We start from the raw sequence: 16572 nt of genomic DNA on the forward strand, positions 1-16572 counted from the left end.
GTTGGCGCTGCGGAACACCGCGGGCCCGGTCTGTGACAGTTCCTCCTTAACGGTTGAATTGCTGACGGTGGCGTTCGCCGTCAAAGAGCTGTTTCAAAAGGGCCAGTTCTTCGGACTCATCCAAGCCCGCCGATTCGATGATCGCGATCTGGCGTTGTTTTTCGGCGATGTTCTGGCGGCGGTGATACTGCTCCAATATCGCTTGGAACCTGTCCTCCGGCGACACGGTGACCTTGCCTTCCCGCTGGGCGACGCGGAACTGCAACGTGACGACCTCGTTCTTCAAGAAGTCGTTTTCCAACAGCAGCAGCAAATTCTCCACACCCAAATCGTGCCCGGCCAGATCCAGGTCCTGGTACCCGGACAGCAACATCTTCGCGGTGAGGGAATCGAACCACTCCGGATCAATCGCTTCCACGGCGCGGGCGGCGACTTCCGTCGATTCGATCATCGTTTCAAACAGTTCTCGGTCGATGCCGCTGAGCGGTTCTTCACGATCCTTTCGAGATGCGACATTTCCGCGACCGGCATCGCGCCGCGAACCGGGCTCAGAACCGGCTTGGCCCGAAGCAAATGGATCCGCGGCAAACGAATCAAACGAGCCGGGCAATTCCGCATCTGGATCGCATTCGGCCAGCAAACGATTCGGATCGATCGGCTCGGCGTCGCGGCGGTTGGGCGGCCCCACCTTCGAGTTGTTTGCGGAAGCAGGTCCGGGCCCCGGTGTGTTCCGGCTGGGCGGATTGCGGAACCGGGCGGCTTTCTGCCGACGCGCTGATTCGTCGGACCGTTTTTCCACCAACCGCTGTTCCAAACGATCGGTTCCAATCCCAAAGGTTCGCGACAGCCGCAACAGAATTTGATCCTGTTTCAGCGGGTCCATTCTGGGAGCCTTGGCCAAGATCTCGGTCATCGTATCGATCGCCCGCATCACCGCGTGGGTGTCGTGCGTCACGTCGATTCCTGCGGTCAAAGAACTCAGCTTGTGCTCCAGGGCGTCCGGTGCGTGATCAACGAGCCGTTGCATCGCTTCGGCGCCATGTTCTTGCAGATAGTCGGCCGGATCCATTCCGTCGGGAAGTGTCAAAATGCGGAGATCGGCTTCCGCTTTGACAAATAATTCCAACACCTCATCGGCCCGCCGCTGTCCGGCCTGGTCCCCGTCGAGCACCAGGACCACGCGGCTTGCCAACCGTTTCAATAGTTTGACGTGCGCTTCGCCCAACGCGGTACCTAGCACGGCGACGACCGGATCGATTCCCGATTGCCGCGCCGCGATCACGTCGGTGTACCCCTCCATGACCAACGCTTGGCCGCCTTTGCGAATCGCCTCGCGTGCCAGCTGCAAGCCATACAGCTGCTGCGATTTGCGGAACAGCTTGGTTTCCGGACCGTTGATGTACTTGCCACCGGCGTGATCGCCGTGTCGCTCGGCGATGGCGGGGATCAAGCGGCCGCCCATCGAAATGGGACGATTCTGCATGTCGTGAATCGGAAACATCAATCGACCACGAAACAGATCGTAGGACCCTTTTCCGGACTGGCGCTGCAGCGCGACGCCGCAGGCGACAGCGATGTCAGGCTGGAACCGGTTGCGTTGCAGCAATCCGGTAGCGAAATCCCACTGATCGGGAGCAAACCCGATCCGGAACAACTGTCGATGCTCGTCGTCGATGCCGCGTTCCGCCAGGTAGTCACGCGCGATTCTCGCATCATCAGTGCGGGGCGCGTCCAATTGTTCAAAGTAGGCGTCGCACACCAACTTGACGGCGGCCAGCAGGGTTGCCTTGTCGTCCTTGGACCCCGCTTCGGCCTTCGGCCCGACTTTGTATTCAATGCCCGCTTGCTCGGCCAACATTCGGAGCGCCGTGGGGAAGTCCACCCCGTCGCGCCGCATCACAAAACTGAACACGTCGCCACCGATATCGCAAACCCAACACTTCCAGGTTTGACGTTCACGATTGATGGTCAGAGAGGGTGACCGATCGTCGTGCCAGGGGCAGCGTGCCGCGAGCAACCTTCCTTTGGGCACGACCGTCAACGACGCACCGATCACGTCGACCAGGTCGACCGCAGTGCGCACTCGTTCTTTCAGGTCGAAGTCCAACATAACGGACAAAGCGACTCGCTTGGAAAGTCCATGCAGATTCCACGGGAATCCGCGCGGCATTGGCGAAACCATCCGGATCGGTCGACTCGTGCCAGGGTCCCGAACAAGTCAGGCCGTGGCAAAGGCTTTCTCCAGAAAACCATTCGAGCAAATTTCGATCACACGCACTCCGTTGCAGCGTAACAAATTTTGCGTCCCCGACAGAGCGAGCCGCCTTTGTTTCGCCACGAGCGGGGAGGAGTTTCACGACACGACGATTTCGCGTCAAGATCAGTTTCACGACCGTCTCTGGTCGCAGCTGAATTTTGCCAAGTCGGGCCGACCGCCCGGTGGCCCGGATGCAATGTGGTCCGGCACTGCTTTCCAGCTGAAAATCGGCCGCCAACGGCTGAATCATTGGGCGGCAGTGTCGCGTGCTGGCGGCGACGCGTCTCGGCAACGCGACACGCCATTGAGCGACAAAAATCCGATCCAGACCGGGATCGGCCCAAAGCCGAAAAGTTTTTTGATTGGCGGGATCCGTTCGCCATCTATAATCTGCCGCCACGGCGAAGGATCGTCGATTCGCGGCTTGGCGGAACTGCACCGGCGATCCATCTCGGCAATCCGGCAATCCATCTTGGCGAGTTTGCCGACGTCACGATGTGGGCATGCCAGCCCCCTCGGGGAGACGGGCGGTGCCGGCGGCAGTCCGCGGAGATCTCCCCCCACGTTCATCCACACCATGCCCGCCTTTGACATCGATTCGCAGCGCCCCGGCGGCTCCTTCGATCCCGACCCCTCCGAGGGTTGGTCGATGCCGCTGGGCAGCCTCGGCGGCATCCGCTTTTTTATCTCTTACGCCGTCTTCGTCGCCCTGGCCGTGCTGGGTGGTCTGGTCGCAATGGTCCAGAATCGCCCGGGTAACGGGGACCTGCCCGCGGTGACCCTGCTGGCAGTCGCCATTTGGATGACGGGCTGGATGGTACAGCTGATCGTCCAGTTGACCTTGCACCTGGGCACCTCGGCCAAAAGCGAATCGATCACCATCGGGCTGCTGGGGATCGAACTGGCCAACCCGCTGTATCGGCGCCAGACCTGGTCGGCGATCGCCGTCCTGGCGTCAGCCGTCCTGACACTGGCCGCATTGTTTCTGTTTGGGCTCGGTTGCCTGTGCCTTCACATGGTTCACCAATTTGCGGATCCATGGCAGTGGTCGACTTGGGCTGGCGAATTGTCCGACCCGAGCTTTGGGCTGGCCTCGGTCACCAACGGCTACCTGACGGCGGCGTGGCTGTTCTGGATCCAAGCCGCCTGCCAGGCGTTTCCGCTTCCACACAACCTGGGACGCGGTGCCACCGCTTCGGTGATCACGTTGTTGTCGCCCCACGCCGATGGTGTCTTACAGTTGCGACTGCTACGCCGCACGATTCGCCTGATTTCAATCGCGACAATGGTGATCGCGATGGCAACGATGATCGCCGACGCGGACGTCTTTCTGCCTCGCTGGCCGATTCTGGTCGTCCTGTCATTGCTGCTGTGGATCTCTTCGGCCAACCGTGACCTGGGAGACTGGGTGGCGTCCATTCGGGTCGCCCAAGCCGGTCGAAGCGATCATCCTTTCAAACCGACAACCGACGCTGCGGCATCCGAGGCCGCGGCGGAACCCTTGACGCTTCCTCGCACGACCCGGCGCGGTTGGATGACGGGACTGGCCGACTCCGTGCGGTTGCGGCACCGGCGGCGAAGAGCTCGCGCCGCCCTGGACCGCGAACGCGCCGAGGCCCGTGACGCATTTCGCTTGGATCAGGTGCTGAAGATCGTTAGCGAACAGGGAACTGACGGATTAAATGCCGAAGATCGGGCGTTGCTAAAACGCGTCAGCGAGAACCTTCGGCGACGGCGAGAGCAGGAAGCAAGGATGCGTTCCGAAGACGGATCCTGACCACCCGGCCTCGGCTCTTGATGCCAACCGACGCCGACCTCCGCGGGCACACACTCGGTGCGAAACGCACGCTTCACCGGCCTCAGGCACAATCCGGGCTGTCCACTTCCTGGATCGCCATCTCACGATCGGAATCGGTCTCACGATGAACTTGCGTCCGCCGTTCCGTTATCGGTGGGTCGACCGATGCGGATCGTCGGCAGATTCATTCGGTGACACGTTGGCCATCCGGCGGAAGGCGTGGCCGGCCAACGCTCCGGCGGCTCGCCCGTAGACGCTCCCCCCGGGGACAAACCCCAGCGCCTGAGCTCCCAAAGTGCCCGCAAAGTCTGGGTACAGGATCCGCTTGGCTTCCGCCAATGCAGCCGGGTCGCCGCTTTGTTTCAGGTACCGCAACACTTCCCGGTTGGCCAGCGTTTCGTGCCACAATCCGATCACGGGTGCATTCTGAAACGACACGTAGGTGCCTTGATAGGTCCGTCGGTGCACATCCTTCGCGTACGCCGCCTTGACCAAGCCCAGTGAGGGAATGTCGGAGTACAAGTGCAGGGAGTCCGTAAAGGGACTGTACCAATCACCGCCGACCAATCGCCCGGGAACCAGCGTGTATTTCAGCCAATCGTACGTCCCGATGGTGTACTTCCAGGGAGCAGCCATCCGCTTGTTGGCGACCAGCCGCCGCCATTCGCCCAAGGGGTCGTATTGATTGGACCGCACCAGCACAGAATCCAACTGGTGGTTGCGCAAGTAGGAAAGGACCTGTCGCTCGGTCTGGGGGCTGATCCGATGGTTGTCGGCGCGCTTGTCCCACAACGCAATCTTATTGATGAAACCCAACGTGGAAGCCGTCTCATCGAGAAGCTTGATGCGGCGCCCGCGCACCAACCGGGGTGATGGGCCGCCCGTCCAGCCGTCACACGAATCGACGTCTGCATCGCCCAACCACGCGTCGCACGACGTGATGTCATCGCAAGTCGTGCCATCACATGAAAGCGACGCACGGCTTTCCAATCCCGGTGCGGCATCGCAGCACCCGTCGTACTGCTTGCCGGTCAAATGACATCCGGTCGACAACCCCAGAACCAGCCAGCACCCCATCAGCAGGCCGGCTCGGGCCACCCCGCCGCAGAGACGTTCGACCGCGAACGATGTCGCGCATCGACCGGTACGTGCGTTTCTCGAGTGATTCGGTGACATGATGTGAGTTTTTAGCGCTCGGATAACTTGGATCGCAGATCGGCAGGTGTCGCGTCGCTTTTCCGTTGAGTGATCTCAGCTTTCCGTTGAGTAATCTCAGCGGACGGGCCGCCGTGAAACACTGGCGTGAAACCGAAACGAACGTCGCGTTTTGTCCGCGGTGTGTCCGTCTGTCCATTCAGCAAACCCCTTCGGCATCTGAACCTGCCTGTCGTGACGATTTCGCGCTTCGTCCCTATGATCCGATGCCTTCGTAGGCGATATGATGAAATCTGGCCGAAAACCCTGATGTGGGATTTCGGCTCCCGCGAATCTCACCAGGAGCCAGTAGCAATGAATGCCTCCCCACCGGCGAAACTGTTCGCAGGTATCGCCGCCAAAAACCCGTCCTTATTCCGGCGCGTCCGCGTCACGCTTGGTGATCCCGCCGCTTGGATTGAGATCGACGGGAAGGCCACGGCTCTGGTGCGGGACCTGGAAATGGACCGCGTTCGCTCCTTGAGTCACGCCGATCAAGTGTTGTGCCCGGCGGATTGTGTTCCCGATGGAGGGCTGGATCCGGACCGTGAAACGGCCACCGCCCAAGCCGTTGCCGAGTTCTTTCGACGCCAGCAGGTGCGCTCGGTTTCGGTCGACCGAACGCTTCCCTACATCTTCGCCTGGCACCTTCGGGATGCCGACATCGAGGTTCAGTACGACCCTGAGATGGGTGTCTTTGATCGTCGTCAGAAATCAGAAGAGGAAATCGATGCCCTGGCCGAGGCGCAAGCCGTCACCGAATCGGTCATGCAACTCGTCTGCGAAAAGATTGCCATGGCCGGTGTCGGCGCCGACGGCACGTTGAAAATCGATGCGACGGACTTGACCAGCGAGAGGGTGCGGGCGATCGCAGCAGAACAGTTTCTGTTCCGGAACTACTCAATGGCCCACGGAGCAATCGTGGCCTCGGCCCCGCAGGTCGCCGACTGTCATCACAGCGGTAGTGGCCCCTTGAGAACCGGGGTACCCATCGTTGTGGATCTGTTTCCCACCAACAACGTGACACACTACTGTGGTGATTGCACTCGCACCGTGGTTCATGGGCAGCCCTCCGACACGGTCATCCAGATGCATTCGGCGGTGGTTGCTGCCAAGCGTGCGGCGATCGAGAAACTGCGCGTCGGATTTACTGGCCAAGACGTACACCGGGCGTCCGAATCGGTGTTGATCGATGCCGGCTACAAAAGCTCGCGAGGACAGTTGACCGACCAGCCGAGCATCCAACACGGCACCGGACACGGAATCGGCTTGGAGGTCCATGAACCGATCCTGCTGGATGAAGGCGGCGGCGCGCTGCTGGAACGAGAAGTCTTCACCGTCGAACCGGGACTTTACGGCCGACATGACGGCGGTGTCCGGATCGAAGACATGCTGGTCGTCCGGGACGGCCAAGCACAGAACTTGAATCGACTGCACGAAGGATTGAATTGGACATGACCGACCAAACCAACGCGGCGGCGATTGGGGTCGTCACCGTGTCCGACCGCGCCAGCCGTGGTGAATATGAGGACCGGGGCGGCCCGGCCATCGAAGCCTATCTCAATGAGGTGCTACGATCGCCCTGGAAACCGGTACGCAGAGTCCTTCCTGACGAACAACACCGAATCGAAGCGACGCTGATCGAATTGTGCACCGAATATGAATGCTCCCTGGTAGTCACCACCGGCGGAACCGGACCTTCGATTCGCGACGTCACCCCCGAAGCCACCGAAGCGGTCTGCGACCGGATGATGCCCGGATTCGGCGAACTGATGCGTCAGGTATCTCTCCAGAAAGTTCCCACCGCGATCCTGTCAAGGCAAACCGCCGGACTGTTGGGTCGATCCTTGATTGTCAATCTGCCGGGAAAACCCAAGGCCATCGCCGAATGCTTGGACGCGGTCTTTCCCGCGATTCCTTACTGCATCGACCTGATGGACGGTCCCAGGTTGGAAACCGATCCGAAACGTCTGGTTGCATTTCGCCCGGCTGGTCAATGATCAAGGTTGCCAGCCGCACCACATTCAATCGAATTCGATCCGCTTCTTTTGCTTGCCTTCGCCCAGAACGGCGTAGCGCCACTCCGCCGTCACATTGGTTTCTCCACCGGCGAACTCTCGGATCAGCCAGCCTCGCTTGGTCGCCGGCGAATCCGCTGGCGGGGTCCGCCGTCGCTTCTCAATGCGATCCCGACTGATCAGCGCCAGCGACGGGTCCGCCGCGGCAAGCTTGCGATAGTACCCGTCGGGCGACAACTCGTGATAGCGAAGGTCCGTCTTTTTGCGCACCGCCCAGCCCGCGTTTTCATCCAATTGATCGATCATCCACCGCTTGGTCAGCCAGTCGACACGGCCAAGCGAAGGTCGCGTTTGCTTGGCATCGCGACGAAATGCGGTCACCACGTCGTGCAACTGCGTCCAGCGGTCAAGCACCAGAGACGCTTCGCCACGATTCTCCGGCCGCACGGCGGCGACAAATGACCGCGCCGCTTTCAAGTACCGCTGCTGAATCTCCAACGCATTCAAGTTGCCAAAGTTGGTCGGCACCCTTCGAACCAGATGCCAGTCGGCCGCGATCGCGTGGGTTGCCTGCACGGGACGTTTCAAGATCACAAAGTCCTTCGTCACACCGGCCTCGATCATATCCAGGACCAGCGACACCGACCCCAATTTGACGTACTCGGCCAGCTCGGCAAGGTTGGAGTCGGACAAACCGATTTGCAACCGTTGACGCCGCGACCACATGGTCCTGGTGGATGCCAGCGAAAGAAACGACTTGGCGCAGAACTGCCCCAGCCAGTGTCCGTAAACGTAGATCGGCTTTTCGCCGTGGTAACCGCCCATGTCGGCAAGGACATCGATCGCCATCGCCTTGGGACTCAGACGGAACCGACCATCGTGATCCAAATCGCCGGCACCGCACAACGCAACGCGGGACACCAGCATCGCGGTCAAGTACTTTCGTTGCTTTCGAAACGCGACGTGACGACCCACAAAACGCAACACGACGACCGTCGGCAAGTAAACCAGTCGCAGCATGCCCATCAAGAACTGGCGCACCCAGCCGGGAAGGGATTCAAACAATTCCGAGGGCGAACGCGAGTCCGCATCTTGATTGCCAGATTCCGCTTCGTCCCCCGATTCCGTCCGATGAGGGCGTTTGCCGAACAACGCGATCAAGGTGAACGTCAATGCCAGGACGGGCAAGGACAGCAACAGACTGGCAATCTGCATCGCCCATAACAACAAGACAAACCCGCGATAAATCAACAACCAAGCGCCACTTGCGACGACCGTTTCGTAGTTTTCCTGACAGCCATAAACATGTCCCAACGCATCCGTGCTGTTTTTCAGCACGCGCAAATCCAAACGACGACTAACGTCGGCCGCCGCATCGCTGACCATTTCGTCAATCGATCTTTGGCAGGCCAGCAACTCGTCGGGGCTGGTGACTTCAGGGGTCGCCACTTCCACCAGACCGCCCGGAAGAGAGTGCAGCGAAGGGTGCGACTCCAACGTCACCGCACCGCCGCTGGCAAGAAACAACTGGTCCGAATCGAATACGCCGCAAACGGCCGGCTGGTCTCGCCGAATCGCGGCGCAGATGGCGGCGTAGATCTTGGCCGCCGCGGGCAAGTCAGCCGTCGCAATGCCAGGACGGTTCAGCACCATCGTCGCGTATTCGGTCTCCATCCCCATCAATCGAGAGACCAATCGGCCGCGGGATGCCGAACGGCGCGAATGCTTGGAGGCCGCGGCATCCATCGATGCAGGTTCCGCAAGGAAGAGAAATGATCACGAAATCAGGGCACAAGAGCCCCTTTCATGATAGCCCCTGAGGAGCGGAACTGACGTCCGCGGCGGCGGATCAGTAGAGATTCTCGTTCACCCGCCACCAGAGGATTGGTATCGACACAATGCACTTCACCCTCCCGCTCGCGGGAGGGTCGCGGAGGAGCTTGCGACGACGCGGGGAGGGCAAGTGTGGCGCGATTGATTTCAGCGGGTTCTTGAAGACACCCTCCCCAAAGGCTCGTACCTCGCCTTCGACCCTCGCTCCGAGTAGGCGAATTTCAGAACGGCACGTCCTTGAAAGGCACGAAGCCCGTCACCGCGTCGATATCACCAGCGGAGTCCGAAGCGTTCCCCGCCGGAGTCTCGATTGTTGCCGCCTTTGAGTGGGCCGGCGTGGGACGGCTTGACGGCCACCTCACGCTGCGGCTCTTCGATTTCGGGTTCCGCCGTCTTTGCGTCGTCTTCGGCGATCTGCTTGGCCGCTTTAATCGACAACCCGATCTTCTGACTGTCGCGGTCAAATGACAACACCTTGACGTCCACCTCCTGTCCTTCGCTGACGAAGGCGTCGACTTTTGAAACCCGGTGGTGGGCCAGTTCGCTGACGTGAACCAGCCCCTCGACTCCCGGAGCCAGACGCACGAAGCATCCAAACGGAGCGATGCGAGTGATCGTGCCTCGGTGAATCGAACCGACCGCAAACTCGGCTTCGGCGGTGTCCCAGGGATTCTCCAGCAGGTCACGATAGGACAAGCTGATCTTGCCGGTGTCCTTGTCGACGCTGTCGATCCGGACCTTCAACTTCTGACCGGCTCCGACGACTTCACTGGGATGCTTGATCCGTTCCCAGCTGAGCTTGCTGACATGAATCAGCCCGTCGAGCGCTCCGAGATCGACAAAGGCGCCGAAATCTTTGACCAGGCGGACGACGCCTTCCAGCACGTCACCCGGCTCAATGGTCTCCAATTGCTCCTTGCGTTTTTCTTCGCGTTCACGTTCCAAAATGGCTCGGCGACTGAGCACCAGATTGCCGCGACGCTCGTTGGCCTCGGTGACCAGGCAGACGAACTTTTGATCAACAAATTCGCTGGCGTCTTCCACGCGATATTCGGCGATCTGGCTGATCGGCATGAATCCGCGAACACCGCCAACCTTGCACTCCAATCCGCCGCTGTTGTGCCCCGTGACCACGGCCTCGACAACGCTGCCTTCTTCCAGATCGCTCCAGTCGGCCACGTCGATGGTCGATCCCGGCAACGTGCACAGGTACAGTCCGTCTTCGCGGCTCATGCCCCGCACGATCACCTCGACCGACTGGCCGACCGTCGGCTCGGCCTCGGTAAACTGCTCCAACGGAACGACGGCTTCGTCGGGTCCACCGAGGGCCAGATAAACACTGTCCTGGTGGATTTTCAAAACGCGTCCGCTGATCCGCGTTCCTTCGCTGATCGGCTCTTTGCGGTCTGACATTCCGGCCGATCCGCCCAACATCGATTCGACGTCCGCCGCAGCCAACTCCGCGTCCAATTCAGCTTGCAAGTCGTCACTCAGCCCGCCACGCACCGAGGGAACCGCGACCTTCCTGGCGGCGTCCCGTCGCGGTGCGGTCGGCTTGCTGGTTGCCTCTTGGTCGGATTCTCCTTTCAGTCGCGGGCGAGGAGCGGACTTTTTCTTTTTCGGCTTGCTTCCCGATCCCTTGCCGCCGGCCTCCTGAACCTTGCTGAGTTGTTCGGTGGAAACACTCGGCGAAGCCGGTTTGGCGACTCCCAGGCCTCGAGCGGCCAGCGGTCCGGCGCCGCGACCGCCAGCAGGTTTGGCACTTTCTGGCGGCGTGGGGTTGGATTCACCGGAAGCCGCAGCCATTGTCTCGGTCGTTGCGGGCGGTGCGTCGGTCGTTGCGGGCGGGTTGACACCGGCTGGCGCCGGAGCGGCATCCGTTTCGCTGGCCGCCGCATCGGATTGTTGACGCTGCTCCTCGGGCGTGAGCTTGGCCGTCGCGTCCTCGGACGGAGTCGTCGAAGCGGGTTCCGGAGCGGTGTTCGCGGGCTGTGGTTCGCTGCTCATCGAAGCGTTCGATGTGATCAAGAATGGAGAGGGGCGAATTGCGACGTGGGGACGTCTGCAAATAGACGAAGCATGACGCGCGTGGTGGTTCTTCGACAACCCGCCGCCGATGCGAATGGCCTTGCAGTCTAGCACCCCGAAAACATTGTCGGTAGTCTTCGAATCTGGTTTGCCCGATTCCGAAACCCAGGTCCGACCGATGCCCGCATTTTCCGAATTCGCCCAATCGCTAGCCGACGTCCTTTCGAGCGAGTTGCGATCCGCAATCGAGTCGGCTCCGTTGCCCCCGCTGGACGAAGGAACCCGGCACCCGCCGCTGATGCCGCTGTTGACCGGCGGGATTGGTGATCACTTGACCGATGTCCGACCAGCGCGGCAGATGGAAATCCTGAGCGGCATGTGGTTGGTGGCCGGTGACATCCACCAAAGTCACTCGATCAGCCAAGACTTGCCCAGCAAGGAAGGAAGTTTTCTGCACGGCATCATGCACCGGCGCGAACACGATTTCGGCAACTCCAAGTACTGGTTTCGTCGTGTGGGATCACACCCGGTGTTTGAGCAGATCCGATCGGAAACCGACGGTCACTATTCCGATCCGTTCGATTTCGTCGACCAATGCCAGCAAGCCTCCGGGGCGGAGGTCGACGCCTGCATCGATTCGCAGTGGGTCGAATGGCAAGCTCTGATGCTGTTCCTGGTCGGTTGACCGCGACTGGCTGGGGCGGACAAGACCGCTGGAGCGGCTATCTCGACCGTGGCCCGCTCAGCCAAAGTGAAACGCGTCGGCGTCTCCCTTGGGCGCCGGCTGATAGCCCAACGGTTCCATGCTGCTTCCGGCCCGCCCCTGGCTGAGACTTCGGACGGCACTGCTGTAGCCGAACAGTTCTTTCAGCGGCGCGTGAGCCGTGATGACGGTCATTTCGCCCCGAGTCTCGGTGGCGGCAATCACGGCGCGACGCTGTTGAAGGTCGCCGACCAGTTCGCCCATGTATTCCTCCGGCGTGGTGACTTCGACCTTCATCACCGGTTCCAGCAGAACCGGCCCGGCTTGCTCGAGCGCCTTATCGAATGCGTCACCGGCGGCGATCCGAAAAGCCACCTCGTCGCTGCCCTCCTCACTGATTTCCGCGTCATAGGCTTCGATCTTGACTGCCGATAGGGGGAAACCGGCCAGCGTTCCGCCGCCCTCGGCGCGGTCGCGTAACTCCTGAATGGCGGCTTGCCTGACTTCGTTGCTAAGCGGCACATCCGGCGGCAAGCGGTCAAACACCTGAGGCGGCAACGTCTTGTCCTCCAGCGGCGAGACCCGGACGCTCAGCCGCGCGAACATTTGTTCGCCGCCCATCTGGCGGTTGCACACGCCGACGACGTCGGCCGTTCCGTCGATGGTTTCACGGTAATTGACGCGCGGCTTGTAGAATTTGACGTTCAACCCGAAGTCCCGAGTCAGCCGGTGTTGGATCACCTCCAGGTGCAATTCGCCCATCCCGCTGATCAGGGTCTGCCCCAGTTCCTCATTCTCCACGGCCCGGAAGGTCGGGTCCTGACGCCGCAGCATCTCCAGCGTTTCTTCCAGCTTCTTGCGATCGGACGTGTTCTCCGGCTCGATCGCCATCGACAGCACGGTTTCAGCAAAGCTGATGCTGGGCAACTGAATCAGTTCCTTGCTGTCGCACAGGGTGTCACCGGTGATGGCGAAGCGAGGTCCGATCACGCAGCAGATATCGCCGGCGGCCAGGGATTCAGTCTGACCGTCGCGGTTCTTTTTCGAGGCGTGGATCTGCCACAGTTGAGCGACGTTTTCTTTCTTGTCGCGATTGGGACAGTAAACTCGCGTGTTCTGTTTTAGCTGACCGCTATAGATCCGAATCCAATAGTTGTCGCCGGTCTTCGCCGGCAAAATCTTGAACACCAGGGCACTGAACGGCTCTTTAGGATCAGGCGCCCGGGTCAACGTCTGGTCGGTTTTCTTCGGGTTGAATCCCTCGACCGGCGGACGATCCAGCGGGCTGGGCAGAAAGTTCCCCACGGCCGTCATCAACGGCTGGACCCCGATCCCGTGCAACGCGGATCCGCACAAAACCGGCTGGATCGTCTGATCGATGCAGCCCTTGCGGAGGGCGGAGAGAATCAGATCCTGGGGAACTTCCTTGTCCTCCATCACCAGGGCCATCGCGTCCTCGCTGATTTCGCACACGGCTTCGAGCAACTGCTCACGCCACAGCAGGGCGTCGTCCATCAACTCCGCGGGGATGTCGGTTTCACGAACCGTCTTGCCTTCGGTCTCCGGATCGAACTCCAGAAACTTCATCTCGACCAGATCGATCACGCCGCGAAAGGGATCATTGACGTGCGTCGGCCCCTGACCGACGGGCAATTCGACGGCCACCGGACGCCCGTTCAGCCGCGGTCCGATGTCGTTGAACACTGATTCAAAATCGGCGCCCTCACGATCCATTTTGTTCACGAACACGATGCGGGGCACATTGTAGCGGTCGGCCTGTCGCCACACGGTTTCGCTTTGCGCCTCGACCCCTTCGCGCGCCGAGAACACGACGACCGCTCCATCCAAAACTCTCAGGCACCGCTCCACTTCGGCAGTGAAATCGACGTGGCCGGGCGTGTCCAGCAAGTTGATCGCGTACTTGCCCCAGTTGAATTTCACACAGGCGCTGAAGATCGTGATCCCCCGCTCCTGCTCTTCGGGATCGTCGTCGGTGTCGGTCGTTCCGTGGTCGACCCGGCCCACGCGGTGCTTGGCACCGCTCAGGAACAGCATTCGTTCGGTCACCGTCGTCTTGCCCGCATCGATGTGCGCAATGATTCCGATGTTGCGTAGCAGTGAGATGTCAGCGGACATGTTCAGTCAAAGGAGAGGGGAATGGGTGAACGTCGCGCTGGCCAAGGCCGACCGCGGAACCGGAGCCGAATGTTGTACCGGAGCGAATAAAAAACCGCGACACGGCTAGCAGCCGTCTCGCGGTTTTGTGTTTCAGCAGGATCACCGATCGGCGGGCTTTTGGAAGCCCGAACCGATCACCACGCGAAGTGGGCAAACGCCTTGTTGGCATCCGCCATACGGTGGGTGTTTTCGCGTTTGGTGTAGGCGACACCTTCTTTCTTGTACCCGGCCAAAATTTCGTCGGCCAGCTTCAAGTGCATCGGGCGTCCTTTCTTGTCGCGGACAGCGTCCAACAACCAGCGAATCGCCAAGCTTTGCTGCCGAGCCCGATTGACCTGCATCGGAACCTGGTAGCTGGCACCACCGACCCGCTTACTGCGGACTTCGATGTAAGGCTTGATGTTCTCGACGGCTTGCTCGAAAACCTCGATCGGAGCCAAATCTTCCGACTCGCCGCGTCGTGAGATCTCTTCCAACGCGTCGTAGAAAACTTTCTGTGCGACGGTCTTCTTTCCGTCGAGCATCAAGCAGTTGATGAACTTACTGGCAAGCAACGAATTGTGGCGTGGGTCGCCCTTGAGTTGCTTTTTGCTGGAGGTGATCCGTCCCATTTCGAAATTGAACTTTAAGGTGTCTTCAGGTGGAAGTGATGCCAAGCAATGCCCAGGCAACCGAAAGCCGGCGCGACCCGATGGACGCGCGACCCGACGGCGGGGCGACAAATACTACTTCTTGGCCCCGTAGCGGCTGCGGGATCGCTTGCGTCCGTCGACACCCAATGCGTCGCGGCTTCCGCGAACGACTTGGTAACGAACACCTGGCAAGTCACGCACACGACCGCCGCGAACCAGCACGATCGAGTGTTCTTGCAAGTTGTGCCCTTCGCCGGGGATGTAAACCGTCACTTCCTTGCCATTGCTCAACTTGACCCGCGAGATCTTCCGAAGCGCCGAGTTGGGCTTCTTGGGGGTCATGGTACGAACCTGCAAGCAAACACCCTGTTTCTGGGGACATTTCTCCAGAACGGGCGACTTACTTTGACTTTTCTTCAGCTTGCGTCGCTTGCGGACGAGTTGGTTGATGGTTGGCATGGAGTGTTTTGGTTCGCTATTTTTCCGTAAATTGCCTTTCGGGGAAGCGTGCCAGTATCGGGCCGCGTCCATTGGTGTCAAGGGCTGATGAGGATTCGGAGCGGAAACCTTGCCGGGCCGGCGCCGTCGACGGCCACGACCGACCGGCGGGGTCGGCCGGCCGGCTCAACGCGACCGCGTCTCACCCATCACTTCCCGTTCCCTCCGGGCTCCGGGAGGTTCGCGGAGGAACTTGCGACGCCGCCGGCAGGGACGCGGCGAGAACAGTTGCTTCTGGTGCGGAAACCGATGCCCGAACGCAGGGCGAAACGGCCTCCAGGCCCCGTTTCACCGATCAAGCCGGCCTTCTCGACCTCCGCCGCCCAAGTTCGTACCTTACGCCCCATGCCCATCCTGACCATCGAATCGACCTGCGACGAAACCGCGGCCGCCGTGATCTCCGATTCCGGTGAGGTGCTGGGGGAATGCGTGGCGACCCAGGAAGCGTTGCACGAACGCTTTGGCGGCGTGGTGCCGGAGGTTGCCGCCCGAGCCCATGTCGAGCGGATCTTGCCGGTCATCGACACCGCTCTGACGCAAGCCGGCCTGACCGGCGATCAATTGGACGCCGTTGCTGTCGCCGATCGTCCCGGGCTGGCCGGTTCGCTTCTGGTCGGCGTCGTTGCTGCCAAGACCTTGGCCGTTGCGTGGCACAAACCGCTGGTCGCGGTGAACCACCTGCATGCCCACCTCTATGCCTGTCAGTTGTCGGTGGACTTTCCCGTCTATCCCTGTATCGGGCTGGTCGTCAGCGGCGGCCACACCAGCCTGTATCGCTGCCAGTCTCCGCTGGACCTGGAATACCTGGGCGGCACGATCGACGACGCCGCCGGCGAAGCGTTCGATAAGGTCGGGGCCATGCTGCAACTGGGGTTCCCGGGCGGGCCCGCCGTTTCGCGATTGGCGGTCCAAGGTGACCCCAAGGCATACGACTACCCACGTTCAATGATTCGGGAACCGGGCTATCGATTCAGTTTTAGCGGACTGAAGACAGCGGTACGCTACAGCATCGCCGAACCGGGAGTCCGTGACTTTTCGGACATTGATCTTTCCGAACAAGCCAAAGCCGATATCTGCGCTTCGTTCCAGGCCGCCGTCGTCGATGTTCTGGTCGCCAAAAGCCGACGCGCGGTCGACCAGTACGACGCCAAGTACCTGATCGTCGGCGGCGGCGTTGCCGCCAATCCGGCCTTGCGACAGGCTCTGCAGGTAGCCGCCGATGAAGACGGATTCCAACTGGTGATCGCGCCGATGAAGCTGTGCACCGACAACGCGGTGATGGGGGCGATCGCGTTGGAGAAAATGAAACGCGACGAATACGCCGGGCTGGACTTGGATATCACGTCCGGCCTGCAACGCGGATTCTAGGCCGGAAAAGGGGACGGGGGTCAATAGTGCGAAGCACCCGAAGGGCCGTTCCGGCTATTGACCCC

12 protein-coding genes are annotated in these 16572 nt (G+C 60.8%); 5 read left to right on the top strand and 7 right to left on the bottom strand.

Annotation, left to right across the window (positions count from 1 at the left end; genetic code table 11):
- Positions 1-46: 46 nt before the first annotated feature.
- Positions 47-2170 carry a DNA primase gene (gene dnaG / locus FYK55_RS27445; protein WP_235909019.1) on the bottom strand — a complete coding sequence of 708 codons (2124 nt, stop codon included), beginning with the start codon at positions 2168-2170 and terminating at the stop codon, positions 47-49.
- Between the two features lie 664 nt (positions 2171-2834).
- Between dnaG and FYK55_RS27450 the strand changes: the two genes are divergently transcribed.
- Entirely contained in the window at positions 2835-4034 is a 1200-nt protein-coding gene (locus tag FYK55_RS27450; RefSeq protein WP_150079816.1) for a hypothetical protein, read from the top strand.
- A gap of 168 nt (positions 4035-4202) precedes the next feature.
- Here FYK55_RS27450 and FYK55_RS27455 read toward each other — a convergent pair whose 3' ends face one another.
- Positions 4203-5231 (bottom strand): hypothetical protein, encoded by a 1029-nt coding sequence (locus FYK55_RS27455; protein WP_235909020.1) that lies wholly within the window; start codon positions 5229-5231, stop codon positions 4203-4205.
- 333 nt (positions 5232-5564) lie between these two features.
- Here FYK55_RS27455 and FYK55_RS27460 point away from each other — a divergent pair, with 333 nt between their 5' ends.
- Positions 5565-6707 carry a M24 family metallopeptidase gene (locus tag FYK55_RS27460; RefSeq protein WP_150079818.1) on the top strand — a complete coding sequence of 381 codons (1143 nt, stop codon included), beginning with the start codon at positions 5565-5567 and terminating at the stop codon, positions 6705-6707.
- Positions 6704-7249, top strand: coding sequence for a molybdopterin adenylyltransferase (mog, locus tag FYK55_RS27465; protein WP_150079819.1), 546 nt, complete (start codon positions 6704-6706; stop codon positions 7247-7249). The genes FYK55_RS27460 and mog overlap by 4 nt, the downstream gene beginning before the upstream one ends.
- A gap of 24 nt (positions 7250-7273) precedes the next feature.
- Here mog and FYK55_RS27470 read toward each other — a convergent pair whose 3' ends face one another.
- Together FYK55_RS27470 and FYK55_RS27475 are read right to left on the bottom strand one after the other, a co-directional pair.
- Positions 7274-9013 carry a proteasome accessory factor PafA2 family protein gene (locus tag FYK55_RS27470; protein WP_150079820.1) on the bottom strand — a complete coding sequence of 580 codons (1740 nt, stop codon included), beginning with the start codon at positions 9011-9013 and terminating at the stop codon, positions 7274-7276.
- Between the two features lie 357 nt (positions 9014-9370).
- Positions 9371-11107 (bottom strand): 30S ribosomal protein S1, encoded by a 1737-nt coding sequence (locus tag FYK55_RS27475; RefSeq protein WP_150079821.1) that lies wholly within the window; start codon positions 11105-11107, stop codon positions 9371-9373.
- A gap of 169 nt (positions 11108-11276) precedes the next feature.
- Between FYK55_RS27475 and FYK55_RS27480 the strand changes: the two genes are divergently transcribed.
- On the top strand, positions 11277-11813 hold the full coding sequence (locus FYK55_RS27480) for a hypothetical protein (protein WP_161604791.1): 537 nt from the start codon (positions 11277-11279) through the stop codon (positions 11811-11813).
- A gap of 57 nt (positions 11814-11870) precedes the next feature.
- On the opposite strand, the gene fusA is transcribed toward FYK55_RS27480, so the two are convergent.
- The 3 genes from fusA to rpsL all read right to left on the bottom strand — a co-directional run bounded on the left by fusA (position 11871) and on the right by rpsL (position 15100).
- A complete protein-coding gene (fusA, locus tag FYK55_RS27485; RefSeq protein WP_150079823.1) occupies positions 11871-13967 on the bottom strand; it encodes an elongation factor G in 2097 nt (698 codons plus the stop codon).
- Between the two features lie 176 nt (positions 13968-14143).
- Positions 14144-14620 carry a 30S ribosomal protein S7 gene (gene rpsG, locus FYK55_RS27490; RefSeq protein WP_150079824.1) on the bottom strand — a complete coding sequence of 159 codons (477 nt, stop codon included), beginning with the start codon at positions 14618-14620 and terminating at the stop codon, positions 14144-14146.
- Positions 14621-14734: 114 nt separating this feature from the next.
- Entirely contained in the window at positions 14735-15100 is a 366-nt protein-coding gene (gene rpsL, locus FYK55_RS27495) for a 30S ribosomal protein S12 (RefSeq protein ID WP_150079825.1), read from the bottom strand.
- 384 nt (positions 15101-15484) lie between these two features.
- Between rpsL and tsaD the strand changes: the two genes are divergently transcribed.
- Positions 15485-16507, top strand: coding sequence for a tRNA (adenosine(37)-N6)-threonylcarbamoyltransferase complex transferase subunit TsaD (gene tsaD, locus FYK55_RS27500; RefSeq protein ID WP_150079826.1), 1023 nt, complete (start codon positions 15485-15487; stop codon positions 16505-16507).
- Positions 16508-16572: the final 65 nt, after the last annotated feature.

It is taken from the genome of Roseiconus nitratireducens, from assembly GCF_008629675.1.
GTDB classification, from domain to species: Bacteria; Planctomycetota; Planctomycetia; order Pirellulales; family Pirellulaceae; genus Stieleria; species Stieleria nitratireducens.